14 protein-coding genes are annotated in these 15,619 nt (G+C 67.9%); 7 read left to right on the forward strand and 7 right to left on the reverse strand.

Going from position 1 to position 15,619, the window contains the following annotated elements; translation table 11 throughout:
- Nucleotides 1-36 precede the first annotated feature (36 nt).
- Nucleotides 37-3,054 carry a bifunctional proline dehydrogenase/L-glutamate gamma-semialdehyde dehydrogenase PutA gene (gene putA, locus ASE72_RS14600; protein WP_056022914.1) on the forward strand — a complete coding sequence of 1,006 codons (3,018 nt, stop codon included), beginning with the start codon at nt 37-39 and terminating at the stop codon, nt 3,052-3,054.
- A 152-nt stretch (nt 3,055-3,206) separates the two neighbouring features.
- Here the strand turns inward: putA and ASE72_RS14605 are convergent, their stop codons facing one another.
- Together ASE72_RS14605 and ASE72_RS14610 are read right to left on the reverse strand one after the other, a co-directional pair.
- Entirely contained in the window at nt 3,207-4,385 is a 1,179-nt protein-coding gene (locus ASE72_RS14605) for a mechanosensitive ion channel family protein (RefSeq protein ID WP_056022917.1), read from the reverse strand.
- Between the two features lie 11 nt (nt 4,386-4,396).
- Nucleotides 4,397-5,347, reverse strand: coding sequence for a DNA topoisomerase IB (locus ASE72_RS14610; RefSeq protein ID WP_056024189.1), 951 nt, complete (start codon nt 5,345-5,347; stop codon nt 4,397-4,399).
- 192 nt (nt 5,348-5,539) lie between these two features.
- On the opposite strand from ASE72_RS14610, the gene ASE72_RS14615 reads away from it, so the two are divergent.
- Nucleotides 5,540-6,103: a type 1 glutamine amidotransferase domain-containing protein gene (locus tag ASE72_RS14615; RefSeq protein ID WP_056022920.1), complete on the forward strand. Its 564-nt coding sequence runs from the start codon at nt 5,540-5,542 to the stop codon at nt 6,101-6,103.
- 40 nt (nt 6,104-6,143) lie between these two features.
- Here the strand turns inward: ASE72_RS14615 and ASE72_RS14620 are convergent, their stop codons facing one another.
- The 3 genes from ASE72_RS14620 to ASE72_RS20700 are packed head-to-tail and all read right to left on the reverse strand — an operon-like array spanning nt 6,144 to nt 8,723.
- A complete protein-coding gene (locus ASE72_RS14620; RefSeq protein WP_056022921.1) occupies nt 6,144-7,241 on the reverse strand; it encodes an acyltransferase family protein in 1,098 nt (365 codons plus the stop codon).
- Entirely contained in the window at nt 7,238-8,593 is a 1,356-nt protein-coding gene (locus ASE72_RS14625) for a putative O-glycosylation ligase, exosortase A system-associated (RefSeq protein ID WP_056022924.1), read from the reverse strand. The genes ASE72_RS14620 and ASE72_RS14625 overlap by 4 nt, the downstream gene beginning before the upstream one ends.
- Nucleotides 8,586-8,723: a hypothetical protein gene (locus tag ASE72_RS20700; protein WP_200916308.1), complete on the reverse strand. Its 138-nt coding sequence runs from the start codon at nt 8,721-8,723 to the stop codon at nt 8,586-8,588. The genes ASE72_RS14625 and ASE72_RS20700 overlap by 8 nt, the downstream gene beginning before the upstream one ends.
- Nucleotides 8,724-8,861: 138 nt before the next feature.
- Here ASE72_RS20700 and ASE72_RS14630 point away from each other — a divergent pair, with 138 nt between their 5' ends.
- From ASE72_RS14630 to ASE72_RS14640, 3 genes are all read left to right on the forward strand, one after another.
- A complete protein-coding gene (locus tag ASE72_RS14630; protein ID WP_056022927.1) occupies nt 8,862-10,082 on the forward strand; it encodes a TIGR04063 family PEP-CTERM/XrtA system glycosyltransferase in 1,221 nt (406 codons plus the stop codon).
- The gene (locus tag ASE72_RS14635) at nt 10,069-10,953 is read left to right on the forward strand and encodes a hypothetical protein (protein ID WP_056022930.1); all 885 of its coding nucleotides are present in this window, start codon (nt 10,069-10,071) and stop codon (nt 10,951-10,953) included. Before ASE72_RS14630 ends, ASE72_RS14635 begins: the two co-directional genes overlap by 14 nt.
- Nucleotides 10,954-11,042: 89 nt before the next feature.
- Nucleotides 11,043-12,665, forward strand: a complete 1,623-nt coding sequence (locus tag ASE72_RS14640; protein WP_082446206.1) for a spinster family MFS transporter — start codon at nt 11,043-11,045, stop codon at nt 12,663-12,665.
- Nucleotides 12,666-12,714: 49 nt separating this feature from the next.
- Here the strand turns inward: ASE72_RS14640 and ASE72_RS14645 are convergent, their stop codons facing one another.
- Nucleotides 12,715-13,251, reverse strand: a complete 537-nt coding sequence (locus ASE72_RS14645) for a superoxide dismutase family protein (RefSeq protein ID WP_056022933.1) — start codon at nt 13,249-13,251, stop codon at nt 12,715-12,717.
- Between the two features lie 41 nt (nt 13,252-13,292).
- Nucleotides 13,293-13,859 (reverse strand): RNA 2',3'-cyclic phosphodiesterase, encoded by a 567-nt coding sequence (thpR, locus tag ASE72_RS14650; protein ID WP_056022936.1) that lies wholly within the window; start codon nt 13,857-13,859, stop codon nt 13,293-13,295.
- A gap of 120 nt (nt 13,860-13,979) precedes the next feature.
- On the opposite strand from thpR, the gene ASE72_RS14655 reads away from it, so the two are divergent.
- Both ASE72_RS14655 and ASE72_RS14660 read left to right on the forward strand, forming a co-directional pair.
- Nucleotides 13,980-14,729, forward strand: coding sequence for a Bax inhibitor-1/YccA family protein (locus ASE72_RS14655; protein ID WP_056022939.1), 750 nt, complete (start codon nt 13,980-13,982; stop codon nt 14,727-14,729).
- 83 nt (nt 14,730-14,812) lie between these two features.
- Nucleotides 14,813-15,619: a transglutaminase-like domain-containing protein gene (locus ASE72_RS14660; RefSeq protein WP_056022942.1), complete on the forward strand. Its 807-nt coding sequence runs from the start codon at nt 14,813-14,815 to the stop codon at nt 15,617-15,619.

Below are 15,619 nucleotides of genomic sequence, written 5' to 3' on the forward strand. Positions count from 1 at the left end.
ATGTCGACTGCCGTAACGTCCAATGCCCGTAACACCATGGCAAAGCTGTATCGGGCGAGCGAACCCGATGTTCTAAAACCGCTGCTGGAGCGTGCCGCGCTCGATTCGGATTCGCGCGAGCGGGTGATGGGTCATGCGCTCGGGCTGCTCGCCGATTTGCGCGCGGCGCAGAGCAAGGGGTGGGTGAACCAGTTCCTCCAGGAGTATCGGCTGAATTCGTCCGAAGGCGTCGCGTTGCTGAGCCTTGCCGAGGCGTTCCTGCGCGTGCCCGATCCCGAGACCGCGGACCTACTGATCGCGGACAAGCTGGGCGATGCCGACTGGCGTGCGCATGCGGGCAAGTCGAATTCGAAGCTCGTCAATTCGGCGACCTGGGGGCTGGTGGTCGGCCGCGTGCTGGTCGGCGAGGGTGCGACCGGGCCGCTGCGCCGGCTGATCAGCCGCGCGGGCGAGCCGTTCGTGCGGCAGGCGGTGGGTGCCGCGATGAAGATGATGGGCGAGATCTTCGTGATGGGCCGGACCATCGACGAGGCGATGAAGCGGATGCGGCGGCCCGAGAACAAGGGATTTACCGCGAGCTTCGACATGCTCGGCGAGGCGGCGCGGACGCATGCCGATGCGCAGCGCTATTTCCAGGCCTATGTGGGCGCGGTCGACGCGGTCGGGCGCGATCCCGCGGCGGGGCATTCGATCTCGGTCAAGCTGTCGGCGCTCCACCCGCGCTACGAGGTCGCGCGGTGGAGCGAGTGCGTACCCGCGCTGACCGAGATGCTCGAGGCGCTGGCGGTGCAGGCGGCGTCGAAGGGCATTGCGCTGACCGTCGATGCGGAGGAATCCGAGCGGCTCGAGATGAGCCTCGACATCATCGGCACGGTCGCCGGGCTGCCGTCGCTCAAGGGCTGGGACGGGTTCGGCATGGCGGTGCAGGCGTACGGCAAGCGCGCGCGGCCGGTGATCGCATGGGCGAACGGGCTCGACCGGATCATGAACGTGCGGCTGGTCAAGGGCGCGTACTGGGACAGCGAGATCAAGCGGACGCAGGTCGAGGGGCTGGCGGACTATCCGCTGTTCACGCGCAAGGCGGCGACCGACGTGTCGTATCTGGCGGTTGCCAAGGACATGCTGGCGGCGGAGAATATCCGGCCGGCGTTCGCGAGCCACAATGCGCTGACCGTCGCGACGATCATGGAATGGGCGGGCAACAGCCGCGATTTCGAGTTCCAGCGGCTGCACGGCATGGGCGACGGGCTGTACGAGCGGCTGGTGCAGGAGAATGGCTATCACTGCCGCGTCTATGCGCCGGTCGGTGGGCACCGCGACCTGCTGGCGTATCTCGTCCGGCGTCTGCTGGAGAATGGGGCGAATTCGAGCTTTGTGCACCAGCTGGCGGACGAGCGGCTGACCGAGGGGGAGATCCTCGCGGATCCGGTGGCGAAAATCGCGGCGGTTGGGGGCAAGCGGCATCCGAGCATTCCGCTGCCGGTCGACCTGTTCGGGGCGGACGGGCACCGGAATTCGGCGGGGCTCGATTTGAGTGACGTGGATACGCTGGCGGCGACCGTGAAGGTCGTGAATGCGCCATTGCCACAGGGCGCGTTCCCCCGCGAAGGCGGGGGCCCAGACTCGGCGCAGGGCGCCGACCGCGCTGCCGCGCGTGAGCCGGAGGGGCTGGACCCCCGCCTTCGCGGGGGAACGGTGAGTGATGCGATCACCCGCGCGCATGCGGCGTTTCCGGGCTGGTCGCGGTCGCCGGTCGAGGAGCGGGCGGCGTGTCTCGACCGGCTGGCCGACCTGCTCGAAAAGCATCGCGACGAGCTGATGGCGATCTGTGTGCAGGAGGCGTTCAAGACGATCCCCGACGCGATCGGCGAGGTGCGCGAGGCGGTCGATTTCTGCCGCTATTATGCGCAGCAGGCGCGCGCGAAGCTGCAGCCGATCGAGCTGCCGGGGCCGACGGGCGAGCGCAACATGCTGCATATCGAGGGGCGCGGCGTCTGGGCGACGATCGCGCCGTGGAACTTCCCGCTGGCGATCTTCCTGGGGCAGACGGTGGCGGCGCTCGTCACGGGCAATGCGGTGGCGGCCAAGCCCGCGCCGCAGACGCCGCGGATCGCCGCGCGCGCGGTCGAACTCGCGCATGAGGCGGGCGTGCCGGCGGACGTGCTGATCCTCGTCACGGGCGGACCCGAGGTCGGCGCGGCGCTGACCGCGGACGCGCGCATCCAGGGCGTCGCGTTCACCGGATCGACCGCGACGTCGCGCAAGATCGCACGCGCGCTGCTCGAGGACGACAGCCGGCCGATCGTTCCGCTGATCGCGGAGACGGGCGGGATCAACGCGATGATCGTCGATTCGACCGCGCTGCCTGAGCAGGTTGTGGCGGACGTGATCGCCTCGTCGTTCCGTTCGGCGGGGCAGCGCTGCTCGGCGCTGCGGCTGCTGCTGGTGCAGGAGGATATCGCGGACGGCGTGATCGAGATGCTGTCGGGCGCGATGGATACGCTGAGGATCGGCCGTGCGGGCGATCCGGCGACCGATGTCGGGCCGGTGATCGACCAGGCCGCCTATGACCGGCTGATGGCGTATCGCGCGCGCGTGGCGGCGAAGACCGTCAAGACGCTCGACGTGCCCGCGGACGGTCTATTCGTGCCGCCGACTTTGGTACGGATCGGTGCGGTCGAGGATCTGAACGAGGAGTGGTTCGGGCCGATCCTCCACGTCGCGACGTGGGAGGCGGGCAAGCTGAGCGAGACGATCGCGCGGGTCAACGCCAAGGGCTACGGGCTGACGATGGGGCTGCACAGCCGGATCGCGCGTGCGTCCGAGGTGATCGAGGCCGAGGCGGCGGTGGGCAACCTGTACATCAACCGGTCGATGATCGGCGCGGTGGTCGGATCGCAGCCGTTCGGCGGCGAGGGGCTGTCGGGGACCGGGCCCAAGGCGGGCGGGCCGCGCTATCTCTACCGGTTCTGTGCGGAGCGGGCGGTGTCGGTGGATACAACGTCGGCTGGGGGGAATGCGACGTTGCTGTCGCTGGATGAGGGCGGGATCTGAGCTGATCCCGTTCGTTTGCAATTACACCCGCCTCGTCATCCCCGCGCAGGCGGGGATCTATATTGGCTGGCCGGGAGGGGTATCGCGACCCGTTGGGTCTATGGATCCCCGCTTCCGCAGGGATGACGGAGGGGGGGCTATGAGACGCTTTATCAGCCCCTTGTCGCCTCGGCTTCGCGCGGTGTCGGCATCTCGGGGTACGGCATCACCATCGACCCGTCGGGCGCGGCCATCATGTTAACCTGCGTCGGGAACGCGATCTCGATCTTCTCGTCGTTGAAGCGCTTCAGGATGGCGATGCCGACCGCGGTGCGGCCGTCGTAGAAGCTCGCATAATCGGGGCCCTTGCTGTCGAACTGGACCTCGAAATCGAGGCTCGACGCGCCGAAGCCGGTAAAGCCTGCGCGCGTGAAGATCTTGTCGTTGGCCTCGACGATCTCCTTCAGCATCGCGGGGATGCGCGAGCAGACCTCGGGCGGGGTCGAATAGGTGACGCCGATCAGGAACTTCGCGCGGCGGTGGTTGCGCTGCGTGTTGTTGAGGATCTCCTTGTTGAGGAGGTTCTTGTTCGAGATGACGCGCTCCTCGCCGTCGATGCCGCGGATGCGCGTCGATTTCAGCCCGATCGCCTCGACGCTGCCCGAGGCGGTGTCGTAGCTGATCGAATCGCCGCGGCGGAACGGGCGGTCGAAGATGATCGCGAGCGCGGCGAACAGGTCGGCGAAGATCCCCTGCGCGGCCAGACCGATCGCGATGCCGCCCACGCCGAGGCCCGCGACGAGGCCGGTGACGTTGACGCCGAGATTGTCGAGCACCACCACGAGCGCGACCGCGAACACGACGAACGTGACGAGCAGGCGGATCAGCCCCATCGCCGACAGCAGCGCCTCGCCCGAATAATGTTCGGACTGCGTGCGGTGCTCGATCGCGCCAAGGATGATCTCGCGCACCCAGACCGCCGCCTGGAAGACCGCGGCGACGGTGAAGAGGAAGTTGACCGTGGTCGCGACCTGGCCGGGAGCGGCGGAATAGCCGTCGACCAGCTTTGCGGCGAGCATGACGATGAAGAAGTTGCTGGTCCGCGCGATCGCCTTGCCGACGACGATCCCCCAGCCGTTGAGCGCGCGGGGCCGTTCGCACAGGCTGCTGCCGAAGCGCCGGGCGGTGTGGAGCGCGAGGACGATTAGCGCCCCCGCGCCGAACGCGATCAGGATCTGCAGCCAATAGGCCTGGATCCAGGCAATGCTCGCGGCAACGAATTCCTGCGCTTGGTTGCCGACATCGCCGGCGTTGAAGATCGGGGCTTTGGCAACGCTGTTGGTCGTGGACATCGGGATACTCGTCAGGCCGCAATGGCGATGGTTGCGGGCGTTCCGGCTTCGAGGAACGCGATCAGGCCGCATTCCTCCCGGCTGAGATAGCGCTTGGCGCGTGGAAGGCGGAGCGCCTTGCGAAACGCCGACTGCCCCTGTTTGACCAGGGCAATCAGCGAGGGGTGGACATAGCTCTTGCGCGCGATCGCGTGCGTGTTGCCGAGCCGTGCGACGACGGGCTCGAGCATCGCCTTCAGGCTGAGGTCGCGCTCGGCGGACGCGAGCGCCTCGAACGCGGCGACGCTCGCGGCCCAGGTCCGGAAGTGCTTGGCGCTGAAATCGGTACCGGTGGCGTCGCGGATATAACAGTTGACGTCGGTCGAGGTGACGGGGTGCGCCACGCCCGCGTCGTCGAGCCACGCAAACAGATGCTGCTCGTCGAGATCCTGACATTTCTTGACGAAGCTGCTGAGCGAGCGATCGGTGATCCGGAGCGTCCGCAGCTTGCCCGCCTTGCCCTTGTACTGAAGTTTGAGCGTCGCGCCTTTGACCTCGCCGTGGCGCTTGCGCAGCGTCGTCGCGCCGAAACTCTCGTTCGCTTCGGCATAGGCTTCGTTGCCGACGCGGATATGCCCGCCGTCGAGGAGGCGGATGACCGCGGCGACCGCGCGCTCGCGGGTCAGCGAGCGTTTCCGCAGATCGGCCTCGACGGTCTTCCTGAGCTTGGGGAGCGCATGGCCGAAATCAGCGCAGCGCTCGTATTTCGCCGCGTCCTGCGCCTCGCGGAAGCCGGGGTGATAGCGATATTGCTTCCGGCCCTTCTCGTCCCAGCCGACCGCCTGGATATGGCCGTTCGGCTTGGGGCAGAACCAGGCGTCGCCATACGCGGGGGGCAGGCCGACCGCGTTCAGCCGGTCGATCTCGTCGCGATCGGTGATGCGCTCGCCCTTCGCAGTCCAATAGCCCCAGCCATGCCGCATCTTCCTGCGCGTGATGCCGGGCTTCGAGTCATCGGAATACACGATTCGGGTCGGCACGCATTTCTCCCGGGGGCGGAGGAATATCCGACCGCCTTTCGAAATGTTCGGGAGGGCGCATCGTTCCGGAACGACGCGGGCGGCGCGGTGTTGAGGGGACACCGAATTCATCCTGCATTTCATTGGAGACGTCAGATGGCCGACCTGTCCCAGGCACGCGTATTGATCCTCGCAACCGATGGTTTCGAGACGGTCGAATTGTTCGAACCCAGAAAGGCGCTCGAGGCGGTGGGCGCGAAGGTAACGCTCGCGTCGATCAAGACCGATCCGATCCAGGGCATGAAGGGCGATATCAACAAGGCGGAGACCGCCACGCCCGACCTGACGCTCGATGAGGTCGATACCGACGATTATGATGCGCTGATCCTGCCGGGCGGCGTCGCCAATCCCGACGTGATGCGGCTCGAGGAACGCGCGATCGAGATCGTCACCGAGTTCATGGAGGACGGCAAGATCGTCGCGGCGATCTGCCACGCACCGTGGCTGCTCGCGGAGGCCGACGTGATCGATGGCCGCCGCCTGACGAGCTACCCCTCGATCCGCACCGATCTCGAGAATGCTGGTGCCGAGGTCGTCGACGAGGAGGTCGTGGTCGACGACAATCTGATCACGAGCCGCAAGCCCGACGACATTCCCGCGTTCAACAAGGCGATCATCGCGGCGCTGGAGGAAGAACTCGCGGACGAGCCGGTCGACTGATCTGGCCGGGGTCGGGGAGGGCCGCGCCGTCGCGTCGGCGTCAGGCGATGCTCTCCCCGAGCCGTTCCCGTCGCCAGGACGGAAGCCGGTTGATCCAGCGCTGCGCGGGGCGCTCGACGCCGTGATAGAGCATGATCGACGCGCCGAGGACCAGCGCGAGGAATACCGCCATGATCGGCGGCGCGACATGGGCGGGGTCGCCGACAAACGCCATCCTGTAGGCCTTCCATAACAGGGAATGGCTGAGATAGGTGGCGAAGCTGATCTCGCCGAGATAGTGGACGACGCGCCAGCCGAGCGGGTTTGCCGGGTGATTGGCCGTCAACGCGATTGCGAACAGCAGTCCGGCAAGCGCGGTCGGGATGATCGCGATCTCGCCCAGCAGTCCTGTCCCGAACGATACGAATGCGGCCGCGCTGACGACAAGGGCGACGGCCAGCGCGGGCGTGCGTTTGTCGCGAAACCGCAACCACAGCGCACCAAGCGCCGCGCCGGCCGCGAACTGCGTCAGGCAGCGGACCATGCCGAAATACGGGATGCCGTCACCCAGCTCGTGGGCCTGCCGCGAGAGCATGACATAGGCGAGGATCGTGAAGCTGCCCGCGATCGCCATCAGCAGGACGATCGTCGGTGTCCGCTTCAGGTCGATCGCGAGCGGTAGCAGCGGGAAGGCGAGATAGGCGGCCATCTCGCACGAGATCGACCAGGCCGGGTCGTTCCACTGCAGCGCCGCAACGCCGAACGCCTCGCGCGCGACGGGCCAACATTGCAGGAGCAGTGCGTGGAGCGGCAGCATGTCCAGCGGAAATTGCGGATCGGCGGGGCGACCGGTGACCGACAGTCCGAGCACGATGACCAGCGCGAAGCCGAGCAGGACGAGATGCAGCGGCCAGATCCGCGCGACGCGGCGGAGCAGAAACGACGGGATGCTCGCCCATCGCTGTGTCCCGATCCGGTCGGCATAGCTGAGCCAGATGACGAAGCCCGAAAGCAGGAAGAAGAAGTCGACCGAGAAATAGCCCTTGGCGAGCACGCGCAGCACCGCGTCGGGGACCCCCAGCGAAAAGCGCAGATGGTAGAGCACCACGAACCACGCGGCCAACCCGCGCGCACCGGTCAACGCCCGCAGCTCGGTCATACGGGGAGGGCGCCGTGCGCGGGGTCGCGGGTCTGGCGCATCGACCGGAAGCTCGCTTCGCGGCGTTTGCGCGTGAGATAGGTATCGAGGCCGATCTGCGCGCCGAGCAGCATGTAGATGAACGGCTGGAACGCGATCGCGATGAACGCGGCGCCGAGCAGGTACACGAGATGGCCGCTCTGCAACGCGGCGGCGAGCGGGCCGGCCCATGCGAACGCGCCGTCGGGATCGGCGTAGCGGCGGCGCAGCACCTCCATCCGTACCAGACCGGCGACGTTGAGCAGCAGCCAGAGCGCGAGCCCGAAATAGCCCTGTTCGCCGAGCATCTCAAAATAGGCGCTGTGATAGGCGCGCGCCTTGTCCTCCTCGACCTTGCCCGGCGCCGCACCGCCCTCCGCGCCGGCGAGATCGTAGCGAATCCGGTTGCCGCGATACGCCTCGAACCCGCCGCCGAACGGGTGCGACCGGGCATAGTCGATCGTCCATTGCCACACCGCGATCCGCGTCGATGCGGATTCGTCGGCCTGGTAGGTCTTGATCGTGTTCATCCGGTTGGTGAAGGTGGAGGGCAGGAACGGGATCGCGATCAGTCCGAGCGTCGCGAGGCCGCCGAGATACAGGATCTTGCGCTTCACGACGCGCAGCGACAGGATCGCGAGCAGGCCGATGCAGAGTAGCCCGGTGCGCGTCGAGGTGCCGACCGGGATCAGCAGGCATGCGAACACGAGCGCGATGCAGAACGCCTGGACGCGGCGGTCGGGTTTGAAGATCGTGCCGTGGCGCATGAACCAGAGAATGATCGGGATGATCGCGACCGCGACCGCGCTGATCGTGCTGCCTTCGTAGAGCCCCGAATTATTGTCGACCATCAGGTTGAGCTGGCCATAGCCGCCGCCGCCGCTGGCGATCGTCTTGATCCCGCCGACGATGATGATCGAGGCCGCCGACAGGATCATGAACAGCAGCAGCGCCTCGATCCTGAGCCGGGTCCGCAGCGTCAGCGGCAGGAACGCGGCGAAGGCGAGCGCCTTCCAGACCCAGTCCCATTTCTCCTTTGCCTCGACGGGGAAATCGGCGGCAAGCGTCGTCGCCCAGCAATAGAGCAGCAGCACGACGATCAGCACCTGGCGCGGCGCGACGCGCGTGTCGCGCTTGTCGTCGGCGATCACCCATCCACCGACCGCGAGCGCAACCGCGATCAGCGAGATCGGCACGGTGTTGAGCAGCAGGTAGGTCAGCCGCTGGGGCGAGACGATGTCGATATAGACATAGGCGAGGACGAGCAGGAACGGCCGCTTGAACCCGAGCGCGAAGAACGCGGCCAGAAACGCGATGAACGCGAGATCACGCACGCGGCGGCGACTCCCGTTTCGCATCGGGCGTTTCGCGGGGCTCGCGGTCGAGATCGGGGCGGCGCAACAGCAGGAACGCGGCGAGCATCATCAGGCCGTGCGTCAGGCCAAGCGCGAAATTGTCGATCATCTGCCGGCCTCCCTCCTGCCGCGCGCCATGGGGCTGCGCAGCTGTCATCGCCGGGCGGCGTGCCCGGTGTCGCAGCGCGGGTCTAGCGCGCGGCGGTTGACGCGCCGTTAAGCGCTGTCATGGCAAGACGCCATCACGATGCGCATTCTTCATATCCTCGACCACGGCCTGCCATTGCAGAGCGGCTACACGTTCCGGACCCGCGCGATCCTGAAAGCGCAGGAGGCGCAGGGCTGGAGCGTCGCCGCCGTCACCGGCCAGCGGCACGGCGCCGCGCCTGCTGCGGTCGAGCGCGTCGACGGGCTGACCTTCTACCGCACGCAGGCCGAACGGCGCGGCGGACCGATCGGCGAGCTGGCGGGCATCCGCGCGTTCGCCAGCCGTATCGAGGCGGCGGTGGCCGCGTTCCGGCCCGACATTCTCCACGCGCATTCGCCGGTGCTCGACGCGCTGGCGGGGCTGATCGTGGCGCGGCGCCGCAAGCTGCCGCTGGTGTACGAGATCCGCGCGTTCTGGGAGGATGCGGCGGTCGGCAATGGCACCGGGCGCGAAGGGTCGCTGGCGTATCGGACGACGCGGACGCTCGAGACATGGGCCGTCAGGCGCGCCGACGCGGTTGCGGTGATCTGCGACGGGTTGCGCGGCGACCTGATCGAACGGGGAATCGCGGGTGACAAGATCATGGTGTCGCCGAACGGCGTCGATCTCTCGCTGTTCGGAACGGTGCCCCCGCGCGACGATGCGCTGGCGACTCAGCTCGGGCTGGACGGCGCGGACGTCGTCGGGTTCATCGGCAGCTTCTATGACTATGAAGGCCTCGACGACCTAATTTCCGCGATGCCCGCGCTGATCGCGCGACGGCCCGAGGCGCGGCTGCTGATGGTCGGCGGCGGGCCGATGGCGGAGGCGCTCGCGACGCAGGCGCGCGAATCGCCGGTGGCCCGTGCGATCCATTTCGTCGGGCGCGTGCCGCATGCCGAGGTCGAGCGCTATTACGGGCTGGTGGACATCCTTGCCTATCCGCGCAAGCGGATGCGGCTGACCGATCTCGTCACGCCGCTCAAACCGCTTGAGGCGATGGCGCAGGGGCGGATGGTGGCGGCATCGGACGTCGGCGGGCACCGCGAACTGATCCGCGACGGCGAGACCGGGACGCTGTTCCCGCCGGACGATCCCGACGCGATCGCCGCGGCACTGTCGGCGTTGTTCGCGGACCGGTCGGGCTGGAACGCGCGCCGCGTGCGGGCGCGGGATTTTGTCGACAAAGAGCGTAACTGGTCGTCAAACATTTTGCGTTACGAACCCATTTACCATCGGCTGTCCCGGCCGATCAACGGAAAGTCGCATGGCAGCGCTTAGTCCCAATCCCCTGATCCGCCACCTTCCCGTCGGCGCCGCGGTTGCGGTCGCGGTCATCGCGGCCGGCGTCTTCGCGCTCATGCCGGCGGACGCGCTCGAGCAGACGGTCTGGCGCAGCGGGATCGCCGCGCTGATCCCCGCAGCGCAGCCGCCGCTGGGATCGACCGCGCGCGCGGTGCTCGCGCTCGCATTTGCGGCGGTCGGTGCGGCGGTGACGTGGTCCGCGCTGTTCCTGCTGGTCGGACCCGGCGGCCTGCTCGCACCCAAGCGGCACCGCGCGACCGACATACCCAGCGAACCGCCGAGCGTGCGGCGTGCGGACGCGCATCCCGATGCGCCGCCGCGCCGGCCGATGACCGCCGCCGATCTCGGCACGCCGATGATGGACGTCCACGCCGCCAAGACCGACGAGCCCGAGCGGCCGATCCCGACCGATCTCGACCAGCCGCTTGCCGCGTTCGATCCGCTCGCGATCCTGCCGGTGCCGATGGAACCGGTGCGCCCCGTCGCGCCGCTGCTCACGATCGCGGACCCACGCCCCGCAGTGGTCGCGTCGGGTGCGATCGTCGAGGATCCCGCAGTCGATCTCCGGATCGATCAGGACGACGAGTTGGAAACCGTCGCGGTCGCGCCCGAACCCGTCGCGGTGTCGCACGTCGCGACGTCGAACGCGGCGCCAACCTTGTACTGGCCAGCCGAGCGCGGGGTGACGGCGATCGGGTCGGGGCCGACTTTGGTCGTCGATACGCCGGCCCCGGTCCGAGCCGATCCGCCGGTCTCCGCCAGAGGCGACACGGAGCCCTCGATCGAGTCGCTGCTGCGCCGGCTCGAGCAGGGCAGCATGCGTCGGCAGCGGCGCAGCGCCGGCTGAGTTGTCGGGCATACCCGTCCCCTGTGAAACCGCTTCGGATCGCAGGCGGCCTCTGATACCCATTGCTCGAAAAGCGCAAGGGAGAGGTCATGACGGATAGCGTACGAAGGACGGACGCGGCAGTCGGGCAGGGGGGTATAGGGGGCGGACCCGACCGGCATGAGGCGATCGATACGCAGCCGGGCGCGACGCCCTATGCCTGGTACGTCCTGTCGATCCTGTTCCTCGTGTACATCCTCAATTTCGTGGACCGGCAGATCATCTCGATCCTGGCCGAGGACATCAAGCGGGACCTGGGGCTGAAGGACCAGGATCTCGGATTCCTGTACGGCACCGCGTTCGGCGTCTTCTATTCGCTGTTCGGGATTCCGCTCGGCCGGCTCGCGGACAATTGGCACCGCGTCCGGCTGATGACGATCGGGCTGTCGCTCTGGTCGGTGATGACGGCACTGTCGGGGCTCTCGAAGAGCGGAGGGCATCTCGCCGCGGCGCGGATCGGGGTGGGGATCGGCGAGGCGACCGCGAGCCCCTCGGCCTATTCGCTCATCTCGGATTATTTTCCCAAGCGGCTGCGCGCGACCGCGCTGTCGATCTATTCGGCGGGGCTGTACGTCGGCGGGGGCTTCAGCCTCTTCATCGGCGGTCTGATCGTCCAGAACTGGAACCGGATGTATCCGGGCGGCGGTCCGCTGGGGCTGGTCGGGTGGCAGGCGGCGTTCATGGCGGTCGGGATCCCGGGTCTGCTGCTCGCCTGCTGGATCGCGACGCTCAAGGAGCCGATCCGCGGACTCGTCGAGGGCCTGCCGGAGCCCGAAAAGCACCCGGCGCCGTTCAGGGCGTTTGCCGGAGAGCTGCTGACGATCGTCCCGCCCTTCACGCTGATCGGCGCGGCGATGGGTGGCGCGCGGGCGTTCGCGCTCAACATCGCAGGACTCGTGGTCGTCGTCGCGGGGGTGCTGGGGCTGATCGCGCTCGGCGAGCCATGGCCGCAATGGACCGCGATCGGGATCGGCGTCTACGCGGTCTTTTCCTGGGCGTGCGCGCTCAAGCGTCGCGACGCGCCGACCTTCGCGCTGATCGTCGGCACGCCCGCCTTCCTGTTCACGGTCGTCGCGTACGGGCTGAACGCATTCCTGAGCTATGCGGCGAGTTTCTGGGCGGCGCCCTATGCGCTGCGCGTCCTGAACGTCGCGCCGTCGAGCGCGGGGTTCATGATCGGCGGGCTCGGCGCGCTTGCCGGGTTCCTCGGCCTGACGATCGGCGGGGTGGTGTCCGACCGGCTGCGCAGGCGGCATCCCGGCGGGCGGCTGTGGGTCGTGATCTTCGGGGCGGTCGTGCCGACGCCGTTCCTGATCCTGGCGTTCACCGCGACGTCGCCGGTGCCCTTCTATATCGGCCTGTTTATCGCGCAGATCACCGCGAGCGGAGCGCTCGGCGCCGCGGCTGCTACTACGCAGGACCTCGTCCTGCCGCGGATGCGGGGTACGGCGACGGCGACGTTCTTCATCGGCACGACGCTGATCGGTCTCGCGCTCGGGCCCTATCTGGCGGGGCGCGTGTCGACGCTGACGGGAAGCCTGTCGATCGGGATGCTGTCGCTGCTGGCGAGCGTGCCGATCACGCTGGTGGCCGCGATCGCGGCGTGCCGGATGGCGCCCGCTGCGGAGGCATCGCGCGAGGCGCGTGCGCGCGCGGCCGGCGAGGTGCTCTGAGGGCAGGTGAAACCACCCCTGCCGGTTTGCGGCAAGGGTGGTAGACCGGTCAGGCGGGCTGGAACACGCCGCAGGCGATGCGGCCGCCGCTATTGCCCGCTGGATCGGTCATGAGATCGTCGGGACCGGCATGGACGACGAACGCGGCGCCGTCGGCATCGAGCAGCCCCGCCATCGTCGCGCCGGGGATGGTCACGCCGACCGTGCCGCGGCCATCGGTGCCGATGATGAGGTTGGGCAGGTCGCCCTCATGCGGGCCCTGCGGGTTCATCGAGCCGTGCTTCATCGAGGTCGGGTTCCAATGCCCGCCCGCGGTGGTGAAGTCGGGCGCGTCGCAGCGGCCGGTGGTGTGGACATGGACGCCGTGCGTGCCCGACGGCATCGCCTTGGCATCGACCGTGAAGCGCAGCCCGCCCGCAACCTCGGTCGCGGTCGCACGGCCGACATCGACCCCCGCCGCGGTCATCAGCATCGCACCTGCGCGCCCGCCACCGGCCACCGGCGTGCCCGTGTCGAGACCCTTCTGCTCGCACGCGGCAAGCCCCAGAGCCGCGGCTCCGATCGTCATCATGGTCACTACGCGCATGGTCGTCTCCCTGTTGTTAGCCTTGATAGCATGCGAACCCGTCAGCGATCCCCCGGTTCCGATCGCGTGACGAGCGGCCAGCGTGCGACGGGCTCATAGGTCGCGCCGGCATGGTCGAGATGACTGCGATACAGGATCAGATGCGGCAGCACGAAGGGGTCGCTCGCCAGCGCGGCGTTGCGCGCGATCCAGGCCTCGATCTGTGCGCGATCGCCGAGCGAGCGCGCGAGCCTGGCGATCGTCAGATGCGGCAGATACGCACGCCGTTCCGGCGCAATGCCGACGCGGACGAGCGCGTGATCGATCTTGCGGTGGAGCGCCGCGAGCGGCGCGGCGGGCTTGATGCCCGCCCAGAGCGTGTCGATCCGCCCGCGCTTCTCGAACGTGCCGACGCCCGCGATCGCGACCGTCGGCGCATCGGCATGGACCTGCGCCAGCACGTCCGCGACGTCTTCGGCGACCGCGCGCTCGACCTCGCCGATGAAGCGCAGCGTCACGTGGAGCTGTTCGTCGTCCTGCCAGCGCGCGCCCGCGACGCCGTCCATCACGTCGAGGAGGCCGTCGCGGACGGAACGGGGCGGACGCAGGGCGACGAACAGGCGTATCATGACCCGGCCGATGCTACGCCTCGCCGCGGCGCGAAGGAACCACGGCGCTTGAAAAACGTCGAGCAAGGGACGATATTTGCGGTAACCGGCGTTATGCCGGACAGAGGAGTTATATTCACCATGGCTAATTGGTCTGACCCCCGGCCCGGCGCCGCGTCGTTCGGAACGACGGCCAGCACCGATCGATCGTCGTCCTATGACGCCGGACTGCGGTCGTACATGTTGTCGGTCTACAACTATATGGGATCCGGCGTCCTGCTGACGGGCATCGTCGCCCTGTTGTTCTCCTGGGGTGGTGCGACCTCGCCCGCCGCACAGGTCTTCATGGGTGGCGGCCCGCTGAAGTATGTGATCATGTTCGCGCCGCTCGCGATCGTGTTCGGGATGAGCTTCGGTCAGAACCGGATGAGCACCGCGACGCTGCAGATGCTGTTCTGGGGCTTTGCGGTCCTGATGGGGCTGTCGCTCTCGACGATCTTCCTGGTGTATAGCGGCACGTCGATCGCCGGCGCGTTCTTCGCGACCGCGGCAGGCTTTGCCGGGCTGAGCCTCTACGGCTACACCACGAAGCGCGATCTGTCGGCGTTCGGTACGTTCCTGATCATCGGTGTCGTCGGTCTGATCGTGGCGAGCCTTATCAACCTGTTCCTGCAGTCGGGCATCATGCAGCTGGTCATCAGCGGCGTCGGCGTGCTGCTGTTCGCGGGTCTGACGGCCTATGATACGCAGCGTACTAAGAGCCTGTACATGCAGGTCGCTGGCACGGACATGGTCGGCAAGGTCGTGATCATGTCGGCGCTCAGCCTGTACCTCGACTTCATCAACATGTTCATGTTCGTCCTCCGCCTGTTCGGCAGCAGCCGCAACTAGTCGATGCGACCATGACGGTACTGGACCCGGCGGGAAACCGCCGGGTTTTTTTGTAAGCTCAACTGAAGGGATGACGATCCGCGATGCGGCTGTCGATCGAAGTGCGTCTGGACTACGGGATCCTGGGCGACGCGGACGTATTGCTCCAGATCGAGGCGGCGGCGATGGCCGATCAGCGCATCGAGCACCAGTCGCTGACGCTGTGGTCGGACAGCCCGATCCGCGCGGTGCCGGGCGAGGACGGTATCGGACAGCGATGCTGGGCGCGCGGACATGGCAGGCTGACCGCGGAGTATAACGCGATCGTCCGGGTCGAGCGCCCCGTCGTCGCGCTGGGGGCCTATGGGGTAACGCCGCCGCGGCTGCTGCCGGGCGACGTCACCGCCTATCTGCTGCCCAGCCGCTATTGCCAGTCGGACCGGTTCGAGGGGTTCGTCGGGCGGCAGTTTTCCGGGCTCGAGGGCGGCGCGCTCGCCGCGGCGCTGAGCGCATGGGTGGGCAACGCGCTCGATTACCGGATGGGATCGAGTTCGGGCGAGACGTCCGCGCTTGATACGTTTGCGTCGCGATCGGGGGTGTGCCGCGATTACGCGCATCTGCTCGTCGCGCTCGCGCGCGCGGGCGGGATCCCGGCGCGGTGCGTGTCGGCCTATGCGCCGGGGGTCGATCCGCCCGACTTCCACGCGGTCGCCGAATTGTGGCTCGACGACGCGTGGCGGCTGGTCGACCCGACCGGGATGGCATCGTGCGGCGACATCGCGCGCGTATGCGTCGGCCGCGATGCGACCGATATCGCGTTCATGACCGTCTTCGGGCAGGCGACGCTGTGGACGCAGACGGTCAAGGTCCGCGCGCTCGAGCAGGAACACCCGCCACGCTGGACCGTTTGA

Source organism: Sphingomonas sp. Leaf20 (genome assembly GCF_001421535.1).
Taxonomy (GTDB): domain Bacteria; phylum Pseudomonadota; class Alphaproteobacteria; order Sphingomonadales; family Sphingomonadaceae; genus Sphingomonas.

Excerpts from the sequence above, each read along its gene's own strand:
- ASE72_RS20700 (WP_200916308.1), bottom strand. The coding sequence starts at position 8,723 with ATGATCGACAATTTCGCGCTTGGCCTGACGCACGGCCTGATGATGCTC.
- ASE72_RS14615 (WP_056022920.1), top strand. The coding sequence starts at position 5,540 with ATGGCCGACCTGTCCCAGGCACGCGTATTGATCCTCGCAACCGATGGT.
- ASE72_RS14630 (WP_056022927.1), top strand. The coding sequence starts at position 8,862 with ATGCGCATTCTTCATATCCTCGACCACGGCCTGCCATTGCAGAGCGGC.
- ASE72_RS14610 (WP_056024189.1), bottom strand. The coding sequence starts at position 5,347 with ATGCGGCATGGCTGGGGCTATTGGACTGCGAAGGGCGAGCGCATCACC.
- ASE72_RS14605 (WP_056022917.1), bottom strand. The coding sequence starts at position 4,385 with ATGTCCACGACCAACAGCGTTGCCAAAGCCCCGATCTTCAACGCCGGC.
- ASE72_RS14640 (WP_082446206.1), top strand. The coding sequence starts at position 11,043 with ATGACGGATAGCGTACGAAGGACGGACGCGGCAGTCGGGCAGGGGGGT.
- ASE72_RS14660 (WP_056022942.1), top strand. The coding sequence starts at position 14,813 with ATGCGGCTGTCGATCGAAGTGCGTCTGGACTACGGGATCCTGGGCGAC.
- ASE72_RS14620 (WP_056022921.1), bottom strand. The coding sequence starts at position 7,241 with ATGACCGAGCTGCGGGCGTTGACCGGTGCGCGCGGGTTGGCCGCGTGG.
- putA (WP_056022914.1), top strand. The coding sequence starts at position 37 with ATGGCAAAGCTGTATCGGGCGAGCGAACCCGATGTTCTAAAACCGCTG.
- ASE72_RS14635 (WP_056022930.1), top strand. The coding sequence starts at position 10,069 with ATGGCAGCGCTTAGTCCCAATCCCCTGATCCGCCACCTTCCCGTCGGC.
- ASE72_RS14655 (WP_056022939.1), top strand. The coding sequence starts at position 13,980 with ATGGCTAATTGGTCTGACCCCCGGCCCGGCGCCGCGTCGTTCGGAACG.
- thpR (WP_056022936.1), bottom strand. The coding sequence starts at position 13,859 with ATGATACGCCTGTTCGTCGCCCTGCGTCCGCCCCGTTCCGTCCGCGAC.
- ASE72_RS14645 (WP_056022933.1), bottom strand. The coding sequence starts at position 13,251 with ATGCGCGTAGTGACCATGATGACGATCGGAGCCGCGGCTCTGGGGCTT.